Origin of the sequence: Azospirillum cavernae (assembly GCF_003590795.1) — a bacterium.
Lineage (GTDB): Bacteria > Pseudomonadota > Alphaproteobacteria > Azospirillales > Azospirillaceae > Azospirillum > Azospirillum cavernae.
Genome location: NZ_QYUL01000002.1, coordinates 400,720 through 424,843 on the forward strand (window position 1 = coordinate 400,720; position 24,124 = coordinate 424,843).

Below are 24,124 nucleotides of genomic sequence, written 5' to 3' on the forward strand. Positions count from 1 at the left end.
GACGACTCGGGCGCGGCGTTGTCTATGCTGCCGAGCGGGAGCGCTCAGGTCCGGGCCGGGTTGTTTTTGTCGGGATCGATGCCAAAGCGGCGCATCGCCTCGGCGACGGTGGCGACCGGAATCGCCCCCTCCTCCGCCAGCGTTTTGAGCGCGGCCAGCGCGACCCACCGGCGATCCACCTCGAAATGGTGGCGCAGCTTGCGGCGGAAGTCGGAACGCCCGAAACCGTCAGTGCCCAACACGCGGTAACGCCCCGGAACCCAGCCCCGGATCTGGTCGGCGAACAGGCGGGTGTAGTCGGTGGCGGCGATCACCGGCCCCTCGCGGCTCTCCAGACAGGCCTGGACGTACGGCACGCGCGGCGTTTCCGTCGGGTGCAGCAGGTTCCAGCGTTCGACGTCGATGGCCTCGCGGCGCAGTTCGGTCAGGCTGGGGGCGCTCCAGACGTCGGCGGCGATTCCGAAATCAGCCTCCAGCAGGGCGGCGGCGGCGATCACCTCGCGCAGGATGGTCCCGCTGCCCAGCAGTTGGACGCGCGGGCCGGGCTTGTCCGCCGCCCCTTCGCGGAACAGATACAGCCCCTTGACGATGCCCGCCTCGGCCCCCTCCGGCATGGCGGGATGCTCGTAATTCTCGTTCATCACCGTCAGGTAATAGAAAACATCCTCCTGCTCGGCGAACATCCGGCGCAGGCCGTCCTGAATGATGACGGCGACCTCATAGGCGAAGGTCGGGTCGTAGGACACGCAGTTCGGAATGGTGCCGGACAGCAGGTGGCTGTGGCCGTCCTCATGCTGAAGCCCTTCGCCGTTCAGCGTGGTCCGCCCCGCCGTGCCGCCGATCAGGAAGCCGCGCGCCCGCATGTCGCCCGCCGCCCAGGCGAGATCGCCGATGCGCTGGAAGCCGAACATCGAATAATAGACGTAGAAGGGAATCATCGGCACGTTGCTGGTGCTGTAGGCCGTGGCGGCGGCGATCCAGGACGACATCGCGCCCGGCTCGTTGATGCCCTCCTGCAACAGTTGGCCCTGCTTGTCCTCGCGGTAATACATCAACTGGTTGGCGTCTTCCGGGCGGTAGAGCTGGCCGACCTGCGAGAAGATGCCGAACTGGCGGAACATGCCCTCCATGCCGAAGGTGCGGGATTCGTCGGGCACGATGGGCACCACGCGCTTGCCGATCTGCTTGTCGCGCAACAGCGTGTTCAGCAGCCGGACGAAGGCCATGGTGGTTGAAATCTCGCGCCCCTCGCTGCTTTTCAGCAGGGCGTCGAACGTCGACAGCGGCGGGATCTCCAGCGCCTCCGACTGACGGCGGCGCGCGGGCAGGCTGCCGCCCAGCGCGGCGCGGCGGGCCTTCAGATAGACGTCCTCCGGCCCGCCCTCGGCCAGCTTCAGGAAGGGGATCTCCATCAACTGGTCGTTGTCGATGGGCAGGCTGAAGCGGTCGCGGAACTCGCGCAGCACCGCTTCGCCCATCTTCTTTTGCTGGTGGGTGATGTTCTGGCCTTCGCCCGCCTCGCCCATGCCGTAGCCCTTGACGGTCTTGGCCAGGATGACGGTCGGGCGCTCGACGCTGCGCGCCGCCTCGGCGTAAGCGGCGTAGACCTTTTGCGGGTCATGGCCGCCGCGCGTCAGCCCCCAAATCTCGTCGTCGGACATGTGGGCGACCATCGCCAACAACTCCGGGTTTTTGCCGAAGAAATGCTCCCGGACATAGGCGCCGTTCTTGGACTTGAAGTCCTGGAACTCGCCGTCGACGCACTCCTCCATCCGCTTCAGCAGCAGGCCGTTGACGTCGCGCGCGATCAGCGCGTCCCATTGGCTGCCCCACAGCACCTTCAAGACGTTCCAGCCCGCTCCCCGGAAATCGCCTTCCAACTCCTGCACGATCTTGCCGTTGCCGCGCACCGGGCCGTCGAGACGCTGAAGGTTGCAGTTGATGACGAAGATCAGATTGTCCAGCTTCTCCCGCGCCGCCAGCGCGATGGCGCCCAGGCTCTCCGGCTCGTCCATCTCGCCGTCGCCCATGAAGGCCCAGACCTTGCGGTTGGCGGTGTCGGCCAGACCGCGATGGTGCAGATATTTCAGGAAGCGCGCCTGATAGATCGCCATCAACGGGCCAAGCCCCATCGACACCGTGGGGAACTGCCAGAAATCCGGCATCAGCCACGGGTGCGGGTATGAGGACAGGCCGACGCCGTCCACCTCCTGGCGGAAATTCAGCAATTGATCTTCGGTCAACCGCCCTTCGACGAAGGCGCGGGCGTAGATGCCGGGCGCGCAATGGCCCTGGATGAACACCAGATCGCCGCCATGCCCGGCGCGCGCGGCGTTCCAGAAATGCATGAAGCCGACGTCGTACAGCGTCGCCGCCGATTGGAAGCTGGCGATGTGGCCGCCCAACTCAGACGATTCCTTGTTGGCCTTCAGCACGATGGCCAGCGCGTTCCAGCGGATGATCGACCGGATGCGGTGTTCGACGGCGCGGTCGCCGGGATGCTGGGATTCCTTGTCGGGCGGGATGCTGTTCAGATAGGGGGTGTTGATCGAATAGGGGACGGGCGCGCCTTTGCGCCGCGCCTCCGCCACCATTTCGGTCAGCAGGAAATGCGCGCGGTCGGTTCCCTCGAAATCAACGACGGCGCTCAGCGCCTCGCGCCATTCCCGCGTTTCCTGCGGATCGCGGTCGCCGGATCGTTCAATGCTGTCCATGTCGGGTGGTCCTCACAAGATCGAAAGTCGGTCGGGTCGGCGTCTTGCGGGCGGGGCGTCAGTACATGTGCTGACCGCCGTTGATCGACAGGGTCGAGCCGGTCATGAAGCCGTTGTCGTCGCTGACGAGATACAGAACCGCGTTGGCGATTTCCGACGCGCGGCCAAGCCGCCCGACCGGGATGCGGGCGACGATCTTTTCCAGCACGTTGGCGGGGACCGCGCGCACCATGTCGGTGTCGATGTAGCCCGGCGCGATGGCGTTCACGGTGATGCCCTTGGCGGCGCTTTCCTGCGCCAGCGCCTTGGTGAAGCCATGGATGCCCGACTTGGCGGCGGCGTAATTGACCTGCCCGTATTGACCGGCCTGCCCGTTGATCGAGCCGATGTTGACGATGCGGCCAAAGCCGCGCTCGCGCATGCCGTCGATGACGTTGCGGCACATGTTGAAGCAGGAGGACAGGTTGGTGTGGATCACCGCCTCCCACTGCTCGTAGGTCATGCGGTGCATGACGCCGTCGCGGGTGATGCCCGCGTTGTTGACGAGGACGTCGATGGGGCCGAGATCGGCGGCGATCCGGGCGACGCCGTCCTTGCAGGCCTCAAAGCTCGCCACGTCGAATTTGTAGGCGGGGATGCCGGTGCGGGCGGTGAACTCCTTCGCCGCCTCGTCGTTTCCGGCGTAGGTCGCGGCGACGCTGTAACCGGCCCTCTTCAAACCAACGGCGACCGCTTCGCCGATGCCGCGCGTTCCACCCGTGACGACCGCAACTTTGGACATGAACAAACACTCCCATCAGGACAGGGTCCGTCGCGCCGCGACGGCGGCGGCGACGGGGAATTTTCGTGTGAGGTTTCGTGTGGGGGGTTGGGGCGCCGACTAATCGCGGGCGACGCAGAGCGCGATGCCCATGCCGCCGCCGATGCACAGCGTCGCCAGCCCCTTGCGGGCGTCGCGGCGGCGCATCTCGTGCAGCAGCGTCACCAGCACGCGGGCGCCCGACGCGCCGATGGGGTGGCCAAGCGCGATGGCCCCGCCATTGACGTTCACCTTGGCGACGTCCCAACCAAGATCCGTGTTGACGGCCAGCGCCTGCGCGGCGAACGCCTCGTTCGCTTCGATCAGGTCGAGGTCGTCCACGGTCCAACCGGCCTTCGCCAAGGCCAGACGCGAGGCCGGGATCGGACCCGTTCCCATGATCGCCGGATCAACCCCGGCGGTCGCCCAGGATATGACGCGGCCCAACGGCTGGATGGCCCGGCGGGCGGCCTCCTTGGCGCTCATCAACACCAGGGCGGCGGCGCCGTCGTTGATGCCCGACGCGTTGCCCGCCGTCACCGTGCCGTCCTTGGCGAAGGCCGGGCGCAACTTCGCCAGCGAGTCCACCGTGGTCCCATGCTTGGGGTGTTCGTCGTCCGACACGACGACGTCGCCCTTCCGGCCCTTGATCGTCACCGGGATGATTTCCTCCTGGAAACGCCCGGCCTTCTGCGCCGCCTCGGCCTTTTGCTGCGAGGACGCGGCGAAAGCGTCCTGCTCCTCGCGCGTCAGGCCCCATTGGCGGGCGACATTTTCCGCCGTGGTTCCCATGTGATAGCCCTGGAAGGCGTCCATCAGCCCGTCGCGCAGCATGGTGTCGATCATCTCCGCCGACCCCATCTTGACGCCGCCGCGCAGATGCAGGGCGTGGGGCGCCTGGCTCATGCTTTCCTGGCCGCCCGCCACCACGATGGTGGAATCGCCGTTGCGGATCGCCTGGAAGCCCAACGCCACCGACCGCAGGCCGGACCCGCAGAGTTGGTTGATTCCATAAGCGGTCTTCTCGACCGGAACGCCCGCGTTCACCGCCGCCCGCCGCGCCGGATTCTGCCCGGCGCCCGCCTGGAGCACCTGCCCCAACACCACCTCGGACACGTCGGCGGGATCCACGCCCGCCCGCGCCAGCGCCGCCTGGATGGCGACGGTTCCCAAGGCGTCCGCCGACAGGCTGCTGAGCGCTCCGTTGAACGCGCCCACCGGCGTCCGCGCGGCGGCGGCTATGACAATCTCGGACATCGCGTGCTTCCTCTCCCCTGGGCGTTTTCGTCGTCCAGACCGCCCGCCTTGCGGCGGCGACGGCGGTCTGTCGCCCAGGGGACAACGCATGTTCCGTGCCATGTTTCAGGAACCGCGCGCGATCAATCAACCCATTGAAACGGCGTTTATTTTCTCATTCGCGCAACGGCGTTTCCCCGCGCGTTTCCGAAAATTCGGAACATGTATGTTTATATGGCTGATTGTACGGACAACAAGCGTTAAGCGGCGGTGGACCGCGCGAGACGCTGGATCCCGTGGTTCCAGAGCGACAGGGCGCCGGATGTCAATCTTCACGCCCAAACCTCAGCCGCGTCGCCACCCAACGCCGCCAGAGCGCGCGGTAGGCGCGCTCGATCTGCCGCGCCCGCAGCGGCCCGTTCAGCGTCGGCGAGGCCGCCAGCCGCTGGCGCAAACTCGCGTGGTACAGCGCCCGGCGGTCGGGCGCGGCGGCCAGATCCGCCGCGATGGCGACGAACTCATCGGCGTCGCGGGCGATCAACTCAGGCGCGCCCACCGCCTTCAGATGCGCGGCGGACACCCGGCCCATCATGTTGGTTCCCGGCAGCGTCACCAGCGGCACCCCCATCCACAGCGCCTCGAAACTCGTGGTCGCCCCGCTGAAGGGGAAGCTGTCGAGCGCGATGTCGATGTCGTGATAGATGGCCAGATGATGCCGCCGGTCGGTCGCGCCGTCGGGAAACAGCAGGCGGTCGGCCCCAACGCCGCACCCCGCCAGAACGCCGACGACGTGGCGTTGCAAGGTCGGCTCCAGAAACTGCCCCTTGTAGCGCAGCAGCAGCCGGGCGCCGGGAACGGCGATCAGCGCGCGCGCCCACAGGGCGAGCACCGCGTCGTTCACCTTGGCCGGGTTGTTCAAGCTGCCGAACACCAGCGGACGCCCCGCCGCCAGTTCCACCGGATGGGGCGGCGGGGCGTCGAGCGGGACCGGAAAGGAATAGAAGCCCGGCAAGCGGAACGGCCGTTCGGTGAAGCGCTCCGGCCCGCCGCGCGGGGCCAGGATCCTGTCGGTCAAAAGCGCGTCCACCCCCGCCAGACCGCTGGTCCCGCCGTCATGCGCGCTGACCAACAGCGGAGCCGGACGGTGCGCCGCGACCAAGGGCCGGTTGGCGTCAAACCGCCCGCCCAGCATCACCAGAAGATCAACCCCATCCCCCCGGATCCGCTCGGCGATGGCGGCCTCGCTCAACCCGTCCACCGGGTGCCAAAGGTCGGCCCAGCCGCGCAGCCGCTCCGTCATCGCGTCCGACCGGGAATCGCTGGAATACAGCGCGATCTCGAACGCTGCATGGTCGTGATTCGCGAGGATCGACTCCATGTTCCGGGCAATCGGATGATCGTGAAAATCCGACGACAGATAGCCAATCCGCAGCCGCCGGTCGGGCGTCGGGTCGTTGCGGAAAGGGGGGGCGGCGACCGACGGCGCCCGGCGATGGGCGAAGGCCAACGCCTCGGCGAAGCGCGCCTCTTCGTCCAGGGTGGGGTCGTAGAGGATGGCCGACAACAGGCCGCGTTCGGAATCGTAATTGCCCAGCCGCGCGCCGCGCCGCAACAGCGGCAGCCCCGCCGTCACCGCCCCCAACGACCGCAGGCCGCTCGCCAGATTGCTCAAGGCCGGGCCGCAAGCCGGATCCAGGGCCAACGCCCGCCGAGCGGCGGCGACGGCGGCGGCGTGGCGGCCCATCCCGAGAAAGGCCGCGCTTCGGTTGATCCAGGCGGCGACCAACGTCGGGTCGGCGACCAGCGCGCGGCGTCCGCCGGTCAGGGCGGCGGCGACCGCCCCGCGCTCGTCCAGCAGGGCGGCGGCGTTGGCCCAGGCGTCGGCCCGCTCAGGGGCCAGCGCCAGAGTCCGGCGGAATCCCGCCTCGGCGGCCCGGCGGTCGCCCGTCGCGTAGGCCAGTTGCGCCGCCTCGAACCGTAGATCAGCGGAGTGGGGGGCAAGCGTCAGCGCCCGCCGCAACAGGCCGCGCGCGTCCGCCAGCCGCCCGGCCTCCCGCTCCCCCAAGGCGCGCCGGCGCAGCAGCAGGACGGCCCGCCCGGCGGACGCGCCGTCCGACGGGTCCAGCGCCGCCGCGCGGGTCAGCGCCGCGATGGCCCCGTCGCCATCGCCCAGCCGATGGCGCGTCGCCCCCAGCCGCGCCCAGGCGGTCGCGAAATCCGGGCGCAGCGCCAACGCCCGGCGATAGGCCGCCGCCGCGCGCTGCGGCTCCGCGTTCGCGTCGAACAAGGACCCCAGATTCGATGGGTAATCGGCGGCGTCGGGCCGCAGCGCCATCGCCTGCCCGATCAGGTCGATCCCCAAGGCGGCGCGCCCGGTCTGCCCGGCCAGAACCCCCAAAAGATGCCGTGCGTCGGGCTGCGCCGGGTCGGCGTCGAGAATGCGGCCATAGAGGGTTTCGGCAGCCTCCAGCCGCCCGCCCAAATGATGGTCCAGCGCCAGCGCCAGCGCTTCCGCAATCGTCGCCACAGCGTCCCCAACGGATCCAGGATTGTCCGCCCCTGTTGTCGCCCGGCCTCCGGGCCACGTCCAGGAAATCCGCGCCCGCCGGATTGGTCACGCCCACGGAATCGCACAGCCGCTCTTCAATTCTGACAGGCTGCGGCGCAGGCTCGATGACGGCAGACTGCGACCAACGCCCACCAAACAGGATCACGCCCCATGGCCGACGCCACGCCGCCCGCCGTCCCCAACGCAACCGCCCCCAACCCAACCGCGATGAGCGACCGCATCCGCGTCCGCGACGTCACCGTGTTGTCGAACGACTGGTATGTGCTGAAGAAAACCACCTTCGACTACCGCCGCCGCGACGGATCGTGGCAGACCTTGAGCCGCGAGACCTACGACCGGGGCAACGGGGCGGCTCTGCTGCTCTATGATCCGACGCGCGGCACGGTGCTGTTGACCCGCCAATTCCGCTATCCGGCTTACGTCAACGGCCACCCGGAACCGCTGCTGGAGGTTTGCGCCGGTCTGCTCGACGACCGCAGCCCGGAGGACGCCATCCGCGCCGAGGCGGTGGAAGAGCTGGGCGTCGCCGTCGCCGCGCCGCGCCGGGTGTTCGACGCTTTCATGAGTCCCGGCTCCGTCACCGAAAAGCTGGCCTTCTTCGTCGCCGAATACCGCGCCGCCGACCGGGGCGAGGGCGGCGGCAATCTGGAGGAGGGGGAGGACATCGACGTCGTCGAGTTGACCTTGGCCGACGCCCTTGCCATGGTCGAACGCGGGGCCATCGTCGATGGCAAAACCATCATGCTGCTGCAACACGCCGCCTTGCGCCGCCTGATGGAGGTCTGAGCCATGAATCCAGGCGGCGACGGGGGATGGATGATCGACGATGGGGCGCTTGATTGGGAGGACATCCGCGCCTTCCTCGCCACCGCCCGCAGCGGCAGCCTGACCGACGCCGCCCGCGCCCTGGCGCTCAGCCAACCCACCTTGGGGCGGCGGTTGAAACGTCTGGAAAACGCTCTCGGCGCGCCGCTGTTCGACCGTCTGCCCAACCGGCTGGCGCTGACGCCGCTGGGCCGCGCCGTTCTGGAGTCCGCCGAGGCGATGGGCGCGGCGGCGGCGGCCTTCGCCCGGCGGGCCGACCGGCAGGTCGCCGTTCCCCAGCCGGTGCGGGTCACGGCCACCTCGTCGGTCTCCACCTTTCTCACCATCCATCTGCCGGAGTTGCTGAGCGACACCGGCGCGGATCTGACCATCCTCAGCACCCGCGCCGCGCTCAACCTCGCCCAGCGCGAGGCGGAAATCGCCCTGCGCATGGACCGCGTGCCGGTGGAAGGCGATCTGGTGACGCGGCGGCTGGGGCGCTTCGGCTTCACTCTCTACGCCGCGCGCGGCTTGCGGCCCGACTGGTCGGGGCCGTGGAACGGCGCGCCGGTGATCGGCCTGCCGGAAACCCGGCGGCGGCCCTCGCAATCGGGTTGGGTGGACGACACGGCGGCGGCGCGGGGCGGGCGGATCGTCGCTCGGCTCAGCGAGTTGCCAATGCGGCTCGACGCTGTCCGGCGCGGGTTGGGTGTGACGCTGCTGCCCTGCGTGCTGGGCGACCGCGACGCCGATCTGGTCCGCGTGGTCGAACCGCCCGAAGAATTGCGCGAAGACGTCCATCTGCTGACGCACCGCGACGTGCGCGAGCTTCCGGCGGTGGCGGCGGTGGCCGAGGCGCTGGTCCGCCTGTTCCGCCGCCACGCCGACGCCCTGGCGGGCGTTTGAGACCCTGGCGGGCGTTTGAAACGTCGGCTCAGTCGTCGCTGAGCGGCAGCGACACTTGCGCGGAATCGGCGGCCAAGCGTTTCGCGCGCTTGCCGCGCATGTCAGCCGCGTCCACCGTCTTCAACGGCACGAAGCCGTCCGGGCGCATGGCGGTGCCGACGATGGCCTTCAACAAATCGATGTTGGTGCGCTGGACCCGACGGCCACGGCGGACCTGATCGAGGAACTTCGCCGACGGCGTCAGCAGATAGTCGATGGCGTCGATGCGCTTGCCGACCTTGGTGTATTCCTTGTCGGCCCGATCCAGAATCCCCTCGTCCACCAGGGCGTCCACGGCGGCGGTGACGACGCGCAGCGTGTCGCGCAGGCGCGACCATTCGTTCATGCCGCTGTTCTTGATGATCTCGTCGGCGCTGATCGCCACCGGCTTGGCCTCATCCTCCGCGCTGTCGCATTCGATGGACAGGCGGTTGTAGAGCCAGCGCGACACCGGCGATTTCAGCTTCATCAGCCAAGCATACGAGATGGGCTTGAACTCCAAATCGCGGATGGCGGCGGAGACCAGCGGGTTGAATTCCAGATAGGTTTCCTCGACGCCGCCGTCCTCGTCCACCAGATCCGGGCGCGAGCGGATCGCCAGCACCGGAAAAGCGGTCGATTCCAGCAAATTCTGGCCCCGGCTTTTCTTGCCCGGCTCCGGCGCCGGGCCGGTGGAGATGATGATGCGCGAGCGGGCCAGAATGGTCAGCGATTCGCGGATGTCCTGGATCGACAAAGTGTGATTGACCGCCCGCAGCTCCCGCTGAATTTCATACAGGCTGAAGCGCATCTGCACCTTGTCGTGATTTTCCCCGGTCAGCGACAGGCGCGAACGATCCATGGCGAGGCGGCGGACGACCTGCTCCACCACCTGCTCGCGTTCGGACGGGAAAATCTCGACTTCCACCAGATCCGGGGCGGATCCGGGGGCGCGGTCGTCTTTGCGCTGGGCGCTGAGCCGGTCGATACGGGCGGGTTGCACGGTCAGGCGGTAGTTGCGGCCACGGAAGGAAAACTCCCGGCGCACCGACTTGATGAAGCTGTCCTTGGTGACGATTTCGCCCTTGTCCTTGGCCTCGTTGTCGCGCGACACGAAAACGAAGCGCGGCGCCAGATCATACAGCGCGATCAAATGCGACTGCGAACGGTCTTCCAGCTCAAACAGAATGAGCTGGGCCGCGCTGGTCGGGGCCAATTTGGACATCGTCATCTCCGAAGGTCGAGAGTCAGCATGGCGCGGCCCGACGCTTCGCGCAACAAAAGCGCCGAATCCCCCCGTCGCGGCGTGGAGCGACGGCCCGCGATCATAACGCTTTTCCCCGCGATGATGGCGCGACAGCCCGCGATGATGGAGCCTTTGCCCGCGATTCGTCGCCACACCAAGCGAATCGAGAGGCCCTGGCGGAACCGCGAGCAAACACTCCATCCCGAACGGCGAATCGCGGGCTAAAACTCCACAAAAGCCGGTTGCCCGTTCCATCATCCGTTCCGACCAAGGCTGCCCGCCCGAAGAGTGACAGAAAAAAGTCCCTTTTCTTTGCCCTCTCCCTCCTCTGACCAAGGCTTTGCGGTCATTCCCATCCCTTCATCACCGCCAACCGGGATCAAGCCCAAGTCACGGCGGCTAATCGCGAGCAATCGCTCCAGGGCATTTGGCCGGGAATCGCGAGTCAAGGCTCTATAGTCGCGACCAAAGACACCAGGAATCCGATTCGGGCGGGCATCGCGAGCTGCGACTCCATGGTCGCGGGCTGTCGCGTCATGGTCGCGGGCCGTGGCTTTCGGGCCGCGAGCAATGACGTCATAGAGCGCTTGCCCGCGATTCGACTTTCCCACCGTCCGCTCCGAATCCTCGCCGCCAATCACCCCATCACGACTGGCGGAGGCCCATCCCCATCATGACCCATGACCCGAGCGAACACAGCGCCCCGCCCGAACGCGGCGGGACGCGATGGGGGCGTATTCCCGCCTGGTGGCTCGACCATCCGGATTTGGACGCCGACGGGCTGGCCGTGCTGGCAGCGCTGAGCACCTACGCCGATGAGGCGGGAGTTTGTTGGCCCTCGCAAACCACCTTGGCGGCCAAGCTGAAACGCAGCCGCCCGACAATCAACCGCATCGTCGGTCGGTTGGAGGCCATCGGGCTGGTCGCCGTCGAACACCGCAGCGCGGCCAATGGCGGACGTTTGACCTGCCGTTATCGGCTGTCGCTGACATCGCCCACCCTGACTCACGCACAAACAGCCCCTGACTCGGCAGCGGACTCCCCCTGTTCAGCCCCGAGTCACGAACAGCTTCAAACAAAACAAATTCCAGACTCGCTCTCCAAGCGCGAGCGAGCGGCTTCACCGTCAGCCTTGATCGACGAAGTTCCGGACAACTGGTCGCCGAGCGCCGATGACCGCGTTTGGGCGACGACCCGCTTTCCGGACGCCGACCTGGATCGCCACGCCGAACTCTTCGTCCGGCGCTGCCAAGCCCACGGCTACCGTTACAAGGATTTTGGCGCGGCGTGGCGGTCCTGGCTGTTGCAGGATATTCCGGCGCAAACGCGCGTTGCTCCGCCGCCCCGCAAGGACAGCGCCGCCGCGCGTCAAGACGCCGCCGACAACCGTTTGTCCGCCTGGACCAGCGTCGCCAACCGCTTGAACGCCGCCGTCCCCCCCTCACCCTGGGCGTAAAAAATGGCTAACCTGCATTCCCTGCCCACGCCGCCGACCCGCCCGCCGGTCAGCTTGGCCTTCGACCCGGCCTTGCCCGCCGCGCGGCGCCGCCAAAGCCTGATCGACGCCTTGCCCCCCGCCTTGCGGACGGTGTTGGACGGCGGACGGATCGACCGACGCAGCCGCTTCACCGAAGACGGCTTCGTCGGCATCGCCGAAGATTGGACGCCACCCGACGACGTCACGCCGCGTCACGCGCTGTTGGCCCGGCAGGCGCTGAACGAGCTGGTTGTGGAGATTTTGGTTCCCGCCACGCCCAACCATTTGTTGGGCCGGGTTCTGGCGTTGCTCAGCCATTACCCGGCCAAGGCGACCAGCCCGGATGTGGAGCAATTGCTCGCGATGGACTGGGCCGACGATCTGGGCGAGTTTCCCGCCTGGGCCATCGACCACGCCGCGCGGATCTGGCGGCGCACCCGCAAATGGCGGCCCAGCATCGCGGAAATCCGCGCCTTGTGCGAGGATGCCTGCGCCTCGGAACGCGCTCTGGCCGACCGGCTGCGCGCGGTGATCCAGGCGGGGGAGGCCGCTTCAGGGGGCGCCGCCGACCGTTCCGCGCCGCGCGCGGTTACGGCGACGGTGCGGCGCATGCCGGGGGTGTGACCGGCAAATACAAAGCTAAGACATGTCTTAACTTTGCCCCGCGCCACGGGTCTGCTATCAGGGGACGGCGCGCAGGAATTTGGTGAAAAAGGAACGGGAATGACCATCATCGATGGGCAAGCGCCCTTGAAACGGCTGTTGGTCAACGGCCCGAAGGGGGGCGTCGGCAAGACCACCCTCAGCCGCAACATCGCGGTGGCGGCAGCGCTGGATGGCTGCTCCGTCGCGACGCTCGATCTCGACCCGCAGCGCAGCCTGACCAAATGGTTCGCCAAGCGTCCCGACGGCATGGCCCCGATCACCCATTTCGAGGCGGGCATGACCCCCGCCGACATCCGCGCCGCGCTGGTCGGCATCAAGGGCTTCGATCTTCTGGTGATCGACACGCCACCCTCCATCGAGGATCACCCGGAGGAGTTCAAGCTGTTGGCGCTGTCGTCCGACCTGATCGTCGTGCCCACCGGCCAGTCCGACGATGATCTGGATTCGGTGCGCCCCTGGATGCGCTTTGTCCGCCGTTACGGCAAGAACGCCGCCTTCGTGATGAACCGGGTGAAGCCGCGCACGCGGGGCTTCACCGAGGCGCAGCGCAAGCTGTTGGGCGATGGGCGGATCTGCCCGGTCGAGGTGCCGGATTACGAAGACATCCAATTCACCGCCGGGCGCGGCCTGGGGCTGCTGGAGTTGAAGGGCGGCAAGGGCATCGAGCATGTCGCCGGGGTGTGGGCCTTTGTCCGTCACGAGCTGGAGTTGGGGCAATGAGCGGCTTCAAGCAGGTTTCCAAGGCGCAGGCCCGCCGTCACATGGCGGTGGATGAGCGGATCGAGCGGATGGCCGAAGCGCCGCTGGATCTGCTGCTGCGCGAAGAGTTCGTCCATGAAATCGCCACGCTGTGGCGCAGCGCTCAGGAAAAATTCCTGCTGATCGGGCGCTATCTGGTGCAGGCGCGCCAGCGGCTGCCGCATGGCGAATTTCAGGCGATGGTCGAAAACGAACTGCCCTTCGGCTATCAGGTCGCCTATCAGCTCCGCATGGTGGCCGAGGCGGTGGACAGCGGGCGTTTGCCGGGCGCCAAGCTGCCGCCCAGCTACGCCACGGTTTACCAATTGGCGACGCTGACCACCGAACAGCTTCGCTTGGCCGACCAGCGCAACCTGATCCGCCCGGACGTGACGCGGCCCGAGATCGTCCGCTTCAAGCGCGATTTGCGGGAAACCGCCATGCCCGCGCCCGACCAGCGCGAGGCGTTGATCGCCGAACGCGACCAGTTGCGCGCCCGTCTGGCGGTGATCGAAGCCGCGTTGGAGTCGTTGGGCGAGGTCTGAGGCTGGACCGAAGGGACGGGCGATGCTGGATCTGAAAGCGCTGGAAACCTTCATCTGGACCATGCGGTTGGGCGGCTTTCGCAAGGCGGCGGAGCGTTTGAACACCACGCAGCCCGCCATTTCCGCCCGCATCGCCCAGCTTCAGGACGAGTTGGGTGTGTTGCTGTTTGAACGGGTCGGGCGGCGGGTCGCCCCCACCCCACAGGCGATGGTTCTGCTGACCTACGCCGAACGGATGATGGCCTTGCGCGCCGAACTGCTGGACGCGGTGGCCGACCGCCAGGCGATCCGGGGCGTCATTCGGCTGGGGGTGGCCGAGACGGTGGTTCACACCTGGCTCAGCCGCCTGATCGAACGGTTGAACGCGCTATACCCCGCCGTGTCGCTGGAGATCGAGGTGGAAACCTCGCCCAGCCTGCGCGAGGCGCTGTTGCGGCATGAAATCGACATCGCGGTGATGCTGGGGTCCTACACCGACATCCGCTTCAAAACCGTGCCGGTTGGCAATTACCCGTTGGGTTGGGTGGTCAGCCCGGCGCTGAATCTGCCGCCGGAGCCGGTTTCTCTGCACGAGCTGTCGGCTTGGCCGATCATCACCTTTTCCCGCACCACCCAGCCCTATGGGGTGATCCGCGAGTTGTTTTCCTCGCAAGGGATTCCGGTGCGGATGTTCGGCAACAGCTCGCTGGCCAGCGTGGTGCGGATGGCGCTGGATTCCGTTGGGGTCAGCGTCATCCCCATCGCCATCGTCCAGCGGGAATTGACCAACGGAACGTTGCGGCTGATCCGTTCGCAGTCGCCGCTGCCGGATCTGTCCTTCTCCGCCGCCTACCCGGCCAACCACGACAACCACATGGCGGCCATCGTCGCGCAGCTCGCGGTTGAGGTGGCGACCGACTATGGCGCGTTGGGGCCTGAGTCGGGCGATTGATAGAAATCCGTTATCAATCTGTATCAAAATATTCGATTGGACGGCATCAGTACTGTTCGTGCCATCATCGGCTCAAGCGCACAATCATTTCAGCCGACAAGGCAGCGCCTCAGCCAACGACGAAAAACGACGGCACGAACAGAGGAGATTTTACGATGCGGTTTACGGTTGCGAAGGCCAAGGGTCAACACGCCGCCACCCGCCGACAGACGATCACGCGGTTGATGGCGACGGCGGCTTTGCTGGCGACCACCGCGCTGACCGGCCTGGGATTTGGCATGAGCAGCGCGCGGGCGGAGGACGAAATCCGCATCGGCGTGATCTACCCGCTGACCGGGGCCGCCGCCTCGACCGGCGTGGAGCTGAAGGCCGCCGCCGAGCTGGCCGCCGCCATGGCGAACAAGGAGATCGCCACGCCGGACGGTCTGGTGGTGGGCGCGGGCATGCCCCATCTGAAGGGCGCCAAGATCAAGCTGATTTTCGGCGACCATCAGGGCAACCCGCAGGTGGGCGCGACGGAGGCCGAACGCCTCATCACCACCGAAAAGGTCGTGGCGCTGACTGGCGCCTATTTCTCCAACGTCACCGCCACCGCCAGCCAAGTGGCCGAGCGCTACGGCGTGCCGTTCCTGAACGGCGAATCCTCCTCGGCGTCGCTGACCCAGCGCAAATTCAAGTGGTTCTTCCGCACCACGCCGCACGACGATCTGTTCGTGACCAACTTCTTCACCTTCCTTGAGGAGATGGAGAAGAAGACCGGCAAGGAGCTGCGCACGCTGGGCCTGTTCAACGAAAACACGCTGTGGGGCAACGAAACCACCAAGCTCCAGGTCAAGCTGTCGGACGAGCGCAAGTTTAAGATCACGGAAAAGATCATCTACCCGGCCAAGACCACGCAAATGACGTCGGAGGTGCAGCGCCTGAAGGCCGCCAACCCGGCGGTCATCATGCAAAGCTCCTATCTCGGCGACGCCATCTTGTCGATGAAGACCTACAAGGAGTTGGGCTTCTCGCCGAGCATGCTGCTGGCCAACGACGCCGGGTTCAACGACAGCGAGTTCCTCAAGACCCTGGGCAAGGACGGCGAATACATCATCAGCCGCGAGGTCTGGGCGCTCGATCAAGCCGAACGCAACCCGCTCATCAAAAAGGTCAACGACCTGATGCGCGAGCGGTCCGGCGTGAACTTCAACGGCAACTCGGCCCGCGCCTTCACCGGCATCGCCGTGCTGGCCGACGCCATCGACCGCGCCGGGTCGACCAAGCCTGAGGACATCCGCAAGGCCCTGCAAGAGACCAACATCCCGGCCAGCGGCCTGATTATGCCTTGGAAGGGCATCAAGTTCGACGCCAGCGGCCAGAACGAGCTTGGCCAGGGCATCATCGTGCAGGTCCAGGACGGCAAATACATGACCGTTTGGCCCTTCGACGTGGCGACCAAGGACATCGTGTTCCCGATGCCCGCTTGGGACAAGCGCTGAGTTTCTGACGCTTTCACAGGGGCTTTGACGGGGGTGAGTCCCTCTCCCGACGCGGGAGAGGGCGGCGCGATCCGCGCCGGTTGAGGGGGCTTTTCAGGATCGGCGCGTCCGGTCCCCGCCGTCCCCTCGCCCTTCCCATGCCATCGGGCATGGCCCCCCTGCCTCTCCTAGACCGGGAGAGGTCCAGCAAAGCCCTTCGGCCCACCCTGTTTCATGGGGGCGCGGCAATGACCGCCGACATTCTCCTTCAAGTGCTCGTCTCGGGCCTGCTGATCGGGCTGATCTACGCCCTGGTCGCGGTTGGCCTGACGCTGATCTACGGCGTGATGGACATCGTCAATTTCGCCCATGGCGAATTTCTCATGCTGGGCATGTACGCCAGCTTCTGGGCCTTCACCCTGTTCCACGTCGATCCGGTGATCGCGCTGCCCATCACGGCGGTGCTGCTGTTCGGGGTCGGCATCGTCGTCTATCAGACGGTCATCCGCCGGGTGTTGAAAGCGCCGATGCTCTCGCAGATTTTCGCGACCTTCGGCCTGATGATCCTGCTGCGCGGTTTGGCGCAATTCTTCTGGAAGCCCGATCACCGGCTGATCCCCGATTCTCTGGTCAGCGGCAACATCGCCCTGGGGCCGGTGCAGTTCGGTCTGCCGCAGGTGATCGCGGCGCTGGGGGCGGTGGGCGTCACCGGGGCCTTGTGGTTCTTCCTGCACCGCACCCGTCTCGGCACCGCGCTGGAGGCCACGGCGATTGACCGCGAGGCCGCGACCCTGATGGGCATCGACGGTCAGAAGATGTTCGCCCTGGCCTGGGGCATCGGCGCCGCCTGCGCCGGGATCGCCGGTGGGTTGATCGCCACCTTCTTCCCGATCTTCCCGGAGGTTGGCTCCAACTTCATCCTGATCGCCTTCGTCGTCGTCGTGTTGGGCGGGTTCGGCAGCGTCGCCGGCGCCTTTCTGGCGGGCATCATCGTCGGCCTGATCGAGGTGGTCGGCGGGTTTGTGATCGGCCCGGAATACAAGACCGCCATCGTGCTGTCGTTGCTGCTGATCGTTCTGCTGGTGCGCCCGAAGGGCCTGATGGGGAAAGCGTGATGTCGAACCGACCCGTCCTTGAACCGCGCAAGGCCCTGGGAGCGCTCGCTCTTCTCGCCTTCGCCCTTGTTCTGCCGCTGAGCGTCAGCGATCCGTCGCGGCTGAACTTCTTTGTCCTCATCCTGATGGGCGCGCAAATGGGCGTCGCCTGGAACATCGTCGGCGGCTACGCCGGGCAGGTCTCGCTGGGCCATGCGGTGTTCTATGGGATCGGCGCCTACACCTCGACCATGCTGGCCCTGTCGCTGGGGCTGTCGCCCTGGATCGGCATGTTGGCCGGTGGGCTGGTGGCGGTGGTCTTCGCGTTGGCCATGGGCTGGCCCTGCTTCCGCCTGAAGGGCCATTACTTCGCGATGGCCACCATCGCGGTGGCCGAGATCGTCCAGATCCTGGTGACGAACAGCGATTTCCTGGAAGGCGCCGTCGGCCTTTCGCTGCCGCTGGACCGCAGCGGTTGGGGCGCGATGGTCTTCCTGTCCAAGCTGCCCTACTACTACATCATCCTCGGCCTGCTGGTGGTGACGATCCTGGCGGCCTGGGCGATTGAGCGCAGCCACATCGGCTACTACTTCCGCGCCATCAAGGACGAGCCGGAAGCGGCCCGCGCGCTGGGCGTCAACCTGACCCGCTACAAGCTGATCGCGCTCAGCGTGTCGGCCTTCCTGACGGCGGTGGGCGGCAGCTTTTACGCCCAGAAGGAAATGTTCATCGATCCGGGTTCGGTCTTCGCCACCTCGATTTCGATCAAGATCGCGCTGGTCGCCATCCTGGGCGGCGTCGGCACCCTGATGGGGCCGGTGCTGGGCGCGGTGATCCTCATCACCATCGAGGAATACAGCCGGACCCTGTTCGGCAGCACTGGGTCGGGCACCGACATGATCATCTACGCCCTGATGATTATTCTGGTGGCCGTGTTCAGCCCGGCGGGCGTCCTGGGACTTTTGCAGGATTTGCGCCGCCATCTGCCCGGTTCGGGCAAGACTTCGGAGACGCGCTGATGAACGCTCCCCCTCTCTTGGCCGTGGACGGCCTGGGCAAGGCCTTTGACGGTCTGGTCGCCAACCGCGACATCAGCTTCATCATCCACCACGCCGAAATCGTCGGCCTGATCGGCCCCAACGGGGCGGGCAAGACGACGCTGTTCAACTGTCTGGCCGGGTTCCACACCCCGACCACCGGGCGCATCAGCTTCGAGGGCCAGGACATCACCGGCACGACGCCGGAAGCGGCGGCGGCGCTCGGCATCGCCCGCACCTTCCAGATCGTCCGCATCTTCCATTCGATGACGGCGTTGGAAAATGTGATGGTCGGCGCGATGCTGCGCAGCAAGCGGGTGGCCGACGCGCGATACCGGGCCGAACAGGAGTTGGCCTTCGTCGGGCTGTCGCACCGGGCCGACAATCAGGCGTCGGATTTGACGGTGTCGGAGCAAAAGCGGCTGGAGGTCGCCCGCGCGCTCGCCACCGAACCGAAGCTGATCCTTCTGGACGAGGTGATGGCCGGTCTGAACCAGACCGAGGTGCGCGAGGCCTCGCAACTCGTCCACCGCATCCACCAGCGCGGCATCGCCAGCATCATCGTGGAGCATGTGATGGAGGGCATCATGCCGATCGCCCATCGCATGCTGGTGTTGGATTACGGCGCGAAGATCGCCGACGGCACCCCGGCGGAGATCGCCGAAAACCCGGCCGTCATCGCCGCCTATCTGGGGGAGTGAGACCATGCTTGAGGTCCGCAACATCCAATCCAGCTACCGCCGCGTCCCCGCCATCCGCGACGTCAGCCTGACCCTGAACAAGGGCGAGATCGTCGCCATCGTCGGCGGCAACGGCAACGGCAAATCCACCACGCTGCGCGCCATCGCCGGTCTGAACGCGCTGGACGGCGGCTCGATCACCTTGAAGGGGCAGGATCTCTCCACCGTCCCGGCCCATGAGCGGGTCAAGAAGGGGCTGGTCCTGGTGCCGGAAGGCCGCCGCCTGTTCCCCCGCCTGACGGTCGAACAAAACCTGATGCTGGGCGGCTTCACCACGCAGGACGCGCACAAGCGGCAGGAAACCATGCAATTCGCCTACGACACCTTCACGGTGCTGGGCGAACGCCGCCGCCAGCAGGCGGGCACCCTGTCGGGCGGCGAACAGCAATTGCTGGCCATGTGCCGGGGGCTGATGAGCCAGCCGGATCTGCTGATGCTCGACGAACCGTCCTGGGGCGTCGCGCCGAAGCTGGTGACGCGCATTTTCGAGACGATCCAACTCATCAGCCAACGCGGCATCACCATCCTGCTGGTCGAACAGAACATCCACCGCGCTTTGGAAATCGCCGACCGAGGCTATGTCATTCAGACGGGCCGCGTGGTGATGGAAGGCAGCGGCGCCGATCTGCTCGGCAACGACGAGGTGCGGCAGGCGTATTTGGGCATGTGAGCGCTCTTCCGGTTGCCCCCTCCCCAAACCCTCCCCCGCGTTGCGGGAGAGGGGGCCTTGCGGAGAACCGGCATCCGTCCCCTCCACCGCCGCAGGCGGGGGAGGGTTAGGGAGGGGGCTTTCGAAGCCTGCCTTTTTGATCCCATGGACCACCCAACCCCGGAACTCCATCCATGACCATTCTCTCCGCCGCCGCTGAACGCCTCCGCATCCGTTCGGGCGCCTATTCCGGGCAGACCGCCGGGTTGGCGCGCGGGCATGTTCAGGCGAACCTCGCCATTCTGCCCGCCGATTGGGCGGGGGATTTCCTGCGCTTCTGCCAGGCCAACCCGAAGCCCTGCCCGCTGCTGGCGGTGTCGGAGGTTGGCGACCCGACCTTGCCGACGCTGGGCGCCGGCATCGACATCCGCACCGACGTGCCGCGTTACCGCGTCTACCGGGACGGCGTGTTGATGGACGGCCCGACCGACATCACCGACCTGTGGCGCGACGATTTCGTCAGCTTCCTGATCGGCTGCTCCTTCTCCTTTGAGGAAGCCCTGTTGGCCGACGGCGTGCCGGTGCGCCATGTCGAGCTGAACCGGAATGTGCCGATGTACGAAACCAACATCGACTGCGTCCCCGCCGGGCGCTTCTCCGGCAAGATGGTGGTGTCGATGCGGCCGATGACGCCGCGCGACGCCATCCGGGCCATTCAGATCACCTCGCGCTTTCCCTCGGTCCATGGCGCGCCGGTGCATTTCGGCGATCCCGCCGCCATCGGAATCCGCGACATCGCCGACCCCGAGCATGGCGAGGCGGTTCCCATCGCGCCGGGCGAGGTGCCGGTGTTCTGGGCCTGCGGGGTGACGCCACAGGTCGCGATCCGCACCGCCCGCCCGCCCATCGCCATCACCCACAGCCCGGGAACCATGCTCATCACCGATCTTCTGAACACGCATTTGTCAGTCTTGTAATTCGGCTCGCCTCTTCGTGGTTCCATCAGTCCCCTCCGCAGAAGAGGGGAATCGCGAACAAAGACTCCATCGATCCGACGAACAGCGGAGGCTCCTTCCATGTCCCACATCAGCAAGACCGGCGTCCTCGCCACGACCATGCTCGCCACCGGCCTTTTCACGGCCTTGCCCGCGTCCGCCGACGCGCTGCGCATGGTGGCGCTCAGCTTTCCGCCCTTGATCTACGACGACGGCGGCAAACCGGCGGGCATCGCCTATGAGATCGTCACCGAGGCGATGAAGACGGCCGGTCACACCGTGTCGGTGGAGATCATGCCCTGGGCGCGCGCGCTCGACACGGTGAAGGAGGGCGGGGCCGACGCCATCTTCACCGCCTACAAGACTCCCGAACGCGAGCAGTTCCTGAATTATTCGACGGAGGTTCTGGTCCCGCAGGTGGTGTCCTTCTTCGTCACCAAGGATTCGGCCATCACCTTCGACGGCGATCTGACCAAGCTGGGCAAGGCCAAGATCGGCGTGGTCAACCAGATCAGCTACGGGTCGGTGATCGACGAGGCCATCAAGAGCGGCGTTCTGGCCAACGTCGAGAAATCGAACGACAGCGACAGCAACGTGAAAAAGCTGCTGTCGGGCCGGTTCGACGTGATGCCCAGCAACCGCTACGTCGCCCAGTATTTCCTGAAGCAGCAAGGCGCGCTGGATCAGGTGAAGGAACTGACGCCGGAGGCGCAAAACCTGCCCAGCTACATCGCCTTCACCAAGGCCCGCGACACCGCCAAGCTGCGCGCCGATTTCGACGCCGGGGTGGCGGCGATGAAGGCCAGCGGCGCTTATCAGCAGGTTCTCGACAAATACGCGCGCTGACCCGCGCCTGAAGCGCGCTGGGGGCGGACCCTCCACCCCCAGCGCGCCCCTCATCCCATTCCCTTTCTCGTTCCTTGGGACCGACCATGAGCGTGACATCACCGTCGTCGCCCAGCCTGTCGCCGCGCCTGCTTGCCGCCGGCGACGGCGCGCTGATCGTCGAATTGGGCGAGGGCGTCGCCCCCGCGCTGAACGCCGCCGTCCACCGGCTGGACCGCCGCATCGCCGACGCCGGTTTGCCGGGGGTGGTGGAGACGGTGCCGACCTACCGTTCCGTTCTGGTCGTGTTTGATCCGGCGCTGACCTCGCCCGACGCGCTTGGCCCGGCCTTGCTGGACCTGGCGCGGGATCTCGCCCGCCCGACGGCGGAGCCGCAACGGCGTTGGATCGTGCCGGTCTGCTTTGGCGGCGCGCATGGCGAGGATCTGGACGACGTCGCCCGCCGCGCCAACCTGACCAGCGACGAGGTGGTGGCCCTGCATTGCGCCGCCGATTATCGGGTCTACATGCTGGGCTTTTCGCCGGGCTTCGCCTATCTCGGCGGGCTGCCGGACGCGCTGCACCAGCCGCGCCGGGAAAATCCGCGCATGGTCACTCCGGCGGGCAGCGTCATGCAGGGCGGGGCGCAGGCGGCGATTTCGCCCATCGCCATGCCCAGCGGTTGGCATCTGCTGGGGCGCACGCCGATCAAAACCTTTGATTTGCGGCGGACCCCGCCCTTTCTTCTGGCGCCCGGCGACCGCATCCGTTTTTCCCCGATCACGGCGGCGGAGTATGACCGTCTGGCCGCGCGCGACGGGCTGTCGCCCGACCAGGAAACCGTGACCGACGACCAGCAGGGAGCCGCCGCATGACCACCCATCTGCGCGTCGCCGCCGCCGGTCCCAGCTCCACCGTGCAGGATCGCGGACGGGTCGGCTATCAGCGCTACGGCGTGTCGGTGGCGGGCGCCGCCGATCCGCTGCTGCACGCCGTCGCCAACGCCCTGGTTGGCAATCCGGCCAGCGAGGGGGCGGTCGAGTTCACCATGCTTGGCGACACCCTGACCGTCGAAGGCGGGCCGGTGCGGCTGGCGGTGGCCGGGGACGCCGCGCTGTTCGTCGATGACCAGCCGGTTCCGTCCTGGACCAGCCTGCGCCTGCGCGACGGCGAGACGCTGCGCGTCGGCGCCCTGCGCGAGGGCACGCGCGGCTATTGGGCGGTGGAGGGCGGCTTCGCCCTGGATCCTGTGCTGGGCAGCGTCGCCACCCACAGCCGCAGCCGCATGGGCGGCCTGCACGGCACGGCGCTGAAGGCGGGCGACCGCATCCCGCTGCGGCTCGACGCGGCGGCGGATCGTGGCGAAGCCACCCTCGACCCGTCGTTGTTGCCGACGCGCGGCGAGGCGATCCGGGTGGTTCTGGGGCCGCAGGACGACGCCTTCACCCCGGCGGGGATCGCCGCCTTTCTCGACGGCGATTACAGCGTCAGCCACGAGGCCGACCGCATGGGCTACCGCCTGACCGGCCCGGTGATCGAACACGCGCGCGGCTTCAACATCACCTCCGACGGCATCCCCTTGGGCGCGGTCCAGGTGCCGGGAACCGGGCAACCCATCGTGTTGCTGGCCGACCGGCAGACGACCGGCGGCTATCCGAAAATCGCCTGCGTCATCGGGCCGGACGTGGCGGCGCTGGCGCAGAAGAAGCCGGGCGACCGCCTGCGCTTCCGCGCCGTCAGCGTCGCCGAGGCCCAGGCGATCCACGCCCGCCACCGGACGGCGTTGGCGGGTCTGCCCGGCCTGTTGCGCGCGGCGGGCGGCTTCGCGTTGTATGACAGCGCGCGGCTGTTGGGCTTCAACCTGATCGGCGGGGCCGTGACGGGCTGGGAATAGAGGGGGATTTGCGGATCATGCCGACCATCGATCTGAATTGCGACATGGGGGAAGGCTTCGGCGCCTGGGCGATGGGCGACGACCGGGCGATGCTCGACATCGTCACCTCCGCCAACATCGCCTGCGGCTTCCACGCCGGGGATCCGTCGATCATGGCGGAGACGGCGCGGCTGGCGCGGGAGAAGGGGGTGCGCGTCGGCGCCCATCCCGGCTTCAACGACATCCTCGGCTTTGGCCGCCGCAACATCCAGGGCGACAGCCCGGCGGTGATCGAGCGGATGGTCGCCTACCAGATCGGCGCGTTGCAGGCCTGCGCCGCGCTGTCCGGCCACCGCGTCACCCATGTGAAGCCGCACGGCGCGCTCTACAACATGGCGGCGCTGGACGCCGACATGGCCCAGGCCATCGCCCGCGCGGTCAAGGCGGTGGATCCCGCCCTGCTGTTCGTCGTGCCGCCGCTGAGCGCCATGGACAAGGCGGGGGAGGCGCTGGGCCTGCGGGTGGTGCGCGAGGCCTTCGCCGACCGCAGCTATGAGGATGACGGCACGCTGACCCCGCGCAAGATCGCCGGATCGGTGATCCATGTCCCCGAATTGGCGGCGGAGCGGGTGGTCCGCATGGTTCTGGACGGCGCGGTGACGAGCCGCCATGGCAAGCGCCTGCCGATCAGCGCCGACACCATCTGCGTCCATGGCGACACCCCGACCGCCGTGGCGATGGCGGCGGCGGTGCGGGCGGCGCTGGAAGCGGCGGGGGTGACGGTGCGGGCGGTCGAATAACC

At 67.2% G+C, this 24,124-nt stretch carries 22 protein-coding genes; 17 read left to right on the forward strand and 5 right to left on the reverse strand.

The features are described from left to right. Positions 1-44 precede the first annotated feature (44 nt). From aceE to D3877_RS13300, 4 genes are all read right to left on the reverse strand, one after another. Positions 45-2,714 (reverse strand): pyruvate dehydrogenase (acetyl-transferring), homodimeric type, encoded by a 2,670-nt coding sequence (aceE, locus tag D3877_RS13285; protein ID WP_199720797.1) that lies wholly within the window; start codon positions 2,712-2,714, stop codon positions 45-47. 58 nt (positions 2,715-2,772) lie between these two features. Beyond that, the gene (gene phbB / locus D3877_RS13290; RefSeq protein WP_199720798.1) at positions 2,773-3,495 is read right to left on the reverse strand and encodes an acetoacetyl-CoA reductase; all 723 of its coding nucleotides are present in this window, start codon (positions 3,493-3,495) and stop codon (positions 2,773-2,775) included. Between the two features lie 99 nt (positions 3,496-3,594). Beyond that, on the reverse strand, positions 3,595-4,770 hold the full coding sequence (locus tag D3877_RS13295; RefSeq protein ID WP_119831273.1) for an acetyl-CoA C-acetyltransferase: 1,176 nt from the start codon (positions 4,768-4,770) through the stop codon (positions 3,595-3,597). A gap of 304 nt (positions 4,771-5,074) precedes the next feature. Beyond that, complete coding sequence (locus tag D3877_RS13300) at positions 5,075-7,276, reverse strand: tetratricopeptide repeat protein (RefSeq protein ID WP_119831274.1); 2,202 nt, start codon at positions 7,274-7,276, stop codon at positions 5,075-5,077. A gap of 192 nt (positions 7,277-7,468) precedes the next feature. Here D3877_RS13300 and D3877_RS13305 point away from each other — a divergent pair, with 192 nt between their 5' ends. Both D3877_RS13305 and D3877_RS13310 read left to right on the forward strand, forming a co-directional pair. Continuing rightward, a complete protein-coding gene (locus D3877_RS13305; protein WP_338014616.1) occupies positions 7,469-8,104 on the forward strand; it encodes an NUDIX domain-containing protein in 636 nt (211 codons plus the stop codon). 3 nt (positions 8,105-8,107) lie between these two features. Further along, on the forward strand, positions 8,108-9,028 hold the full coding sequence (locus tag D3877_RS13310) for a LysR family transcriptional regulator (RefSeq protein WP_119831275.1): 921 nt from the start codon (positions 8,108-8,110) through the stop codon (positions 9,026-9,028). A 28-nt stretch (positions 9,029-9,056) separates the two neighbouring features. Here D3877_RS13310 and D3877_RS13315 read toward each other — a convergent pair whose 3' ends face one another. Continuing rightward, positions 9,057-10,271, reverse strand: coding sequence for a plasmid replication protein (locus D3877_RS13315; protein WP_119831276.1), 1,215 nt, complete (start codon positions 10,269-10,271; stop codon positions 9,057-9,059). 694 nt (positions 10,272-10,965) lie between these two features. On the opposite strand from D3877_RS13315, the gene D3877_RS13320 reads away from it, so the two are divergent. From D3877_RS13320 to D3877_RS13390, 15 genes are all read left to right on the forward strand, one after another. Then, complete coding sequence (locus D3877_RS13320) at positions 10,966-11,748, forward strand: helix-turn-helix domain-containing protein (protein ID WP_119831277.1); 783 nt, start codon at positions 10,966-10,968, stop codon at positions 11,746-11,748. Between the two features lie 3 nt (positions 11,749-11,751). Further along, the gene (locus D3877_RS13325; protein WP_119831278.1) at positions 11,752-12,393 is read left to right on the forward strand and encodes a hypothetical protein; all 642 of its coding nucleotides are present in this window, start codon (positions 11,752-11,754) and stop codon (positions 12,391-12,393) included. Positions 12,394-12,492: 99 nt separating this feature from the next. Then, positions 12,493-13,155: a ParA family protein gene (locus D3877_RS13330; RefSeq protein WP_119831279.1), complete on the forward strand. Its 663-nt coding sequence runs from the start codon at positions 12,493-12,495 to the stop codon at positions 13,153-13,155. Beyond that, the gene (locus tag D3877_RS13335) at positions 13,152-13,718 is read left to right on the forward strand and encodes a hypothetical protein (RefSeq protein WP_119831280.1); all 567 of its coding nucleotides are present in this window, start codon (positions 13,152-13,154) and stop codon (positions 13,716-13,718) included. The genes D3877_RS13330 and D3877_RS13335 overlap by 4 nt, the downstream gene beginning before the upstream one ends. A gap of 22 nt (positions 13,719-13,740) precedes the next feature. Continuing rightward, positions 13,741-14,649, forward strand: coding sequence for a LysR family transcriptional regulator (locus D3877_RS13340; RefSeq protein ID WP_119831281.1), 909 nt, complete (start codon positions 13,741-13,743; stop codon positions 14,647-14,649). Between the two features lie 155 nt (positions 14,650-14,804). Further along, on the forward strand, positions 14,805-16,130 hold the full coding sequence (locus tag D3877_RS13345; protein WP_199720799.1) for an ABC transporter substrate-binding protein: 1,326 nt from the start codon (positions 14,805-14,807) through the stop codon (positions 16,128-16,130). 227 nt (positions 16,131-16,357) lie between these two features. After that, the gene (locus tag D3877_RS13350; protein ID WP_119831282.1) at positions 16,358-17,224 is read left to right on the forward strand and encodes a branched-chain amino acid ABC transporter permease; all 867 of its coding nucleotides are present in this window, start codon (positions 16,358-16,360) and stop codon (positions 17,222-17,224) included. Then, positions 17,224-18,222, forward strand: coding sequence for a branched-chain amino acid ABC transporter permease (locus D3877_RS13355; RefSeq protein ID WP_119831283.1), 999 nt, complete (start codon positions 17,224-17,226; stop codon positions 18,220-18,222). Before D3877_RS13350 ends, D3877_RS13355 begins: the two co-directional genes overlap by 1 nt. Next, on the forward strand, positions 18,222-18,941 hold the full coding sequence (locus tag D3877_RS13360; RefSeq protein WP_119831284.1) for an ABC transporter ATP-binding protein: 720 nt from the start codon (positions 18,222-18,224) through the stop codon (positions 18,939-18,941). Before D3877_RS13355 ends, D3877_RS13360 begins: the two co-directional genes overlap by 1 nt. Positions 18,942-18,945: 4 nt before the next feature. Continuing rightward, on the forward strand, positions 18,946-19,650 hold the full coding sequence (locus D3877_RS13365) for an ABC transporter ATP-binding protein (RefSeq protein WP_119831285.1): 705 nt from the start codon (positions 18,946-18,948) through the stop codon (positions 19,648-19,650). Between the two features lie 173 nt (positions 19,651-19,823). Further along, on the forward strand, positions 19,824-20,606 hold the full coding sequence (locus tag D3877_RS13370) for a putative hydro-lyase (RefSeq protein WP_119831286.1): 783 nt from the start codon (positions 19,824-19,826) through the stop codon (positions 20,604-20,606). 99 nt (positions 20,607-20,705) lie between these two features. After that, positions 20,706-21,470 (forward strand): substrate-binding periplasmic protein, encoded by a 765-nt coding sequence (locus D3877_RS13375; protein ID WP_119831287.1) that lies wholly within the window; start codon positions 20,706-20,708, stop codon positions 21,468-21,470. A gap of 86 nt (positions 21,471-21,556) precedes the next feature. Further along, the gene (gene pxpB, locus D3877_RS13380) at positions 21,557-22,324 is read left to right on the forward strand and encodes a 5-oxoprolinase subunit PxpB (protein ID WP_119831288.1); all 768 of its coding nucleotides are present in this window, start codon (positions 21,557-21,559) and stop codon (positions 22,322-22,324) included. Beyond that, complete coding sequence (locus D3877_RS13385) at positions 22,321-23,343, forward strand: 5-oxoprolinase subunit C family protein (RefSeq protein ID WP_119831289.1); 1,023 nt, start codon at positions 22,321-22,323, stop codon at positions 23,341-23,343. Before pxpB ends, D3877_RS13385 begins: the two co-directional genes overlap by 4 nt. Positions 23,344-23,360: 17 nt before the next feature. Beyond that, the gene (locus D3877_RS13390) at positions 23,361-24,122 is read left to right on the forward strand and encodes a LamB/YcsF family protein (RefSeq protein ID WP_119832431.1); all 762 of its coding nucleotides are present in this window, start codon (positions 23,361-23,363) and stop codon (positions 24,120-24,122) included. Positions 24,123-24,124: the final 2 nt, after the last annotated feature.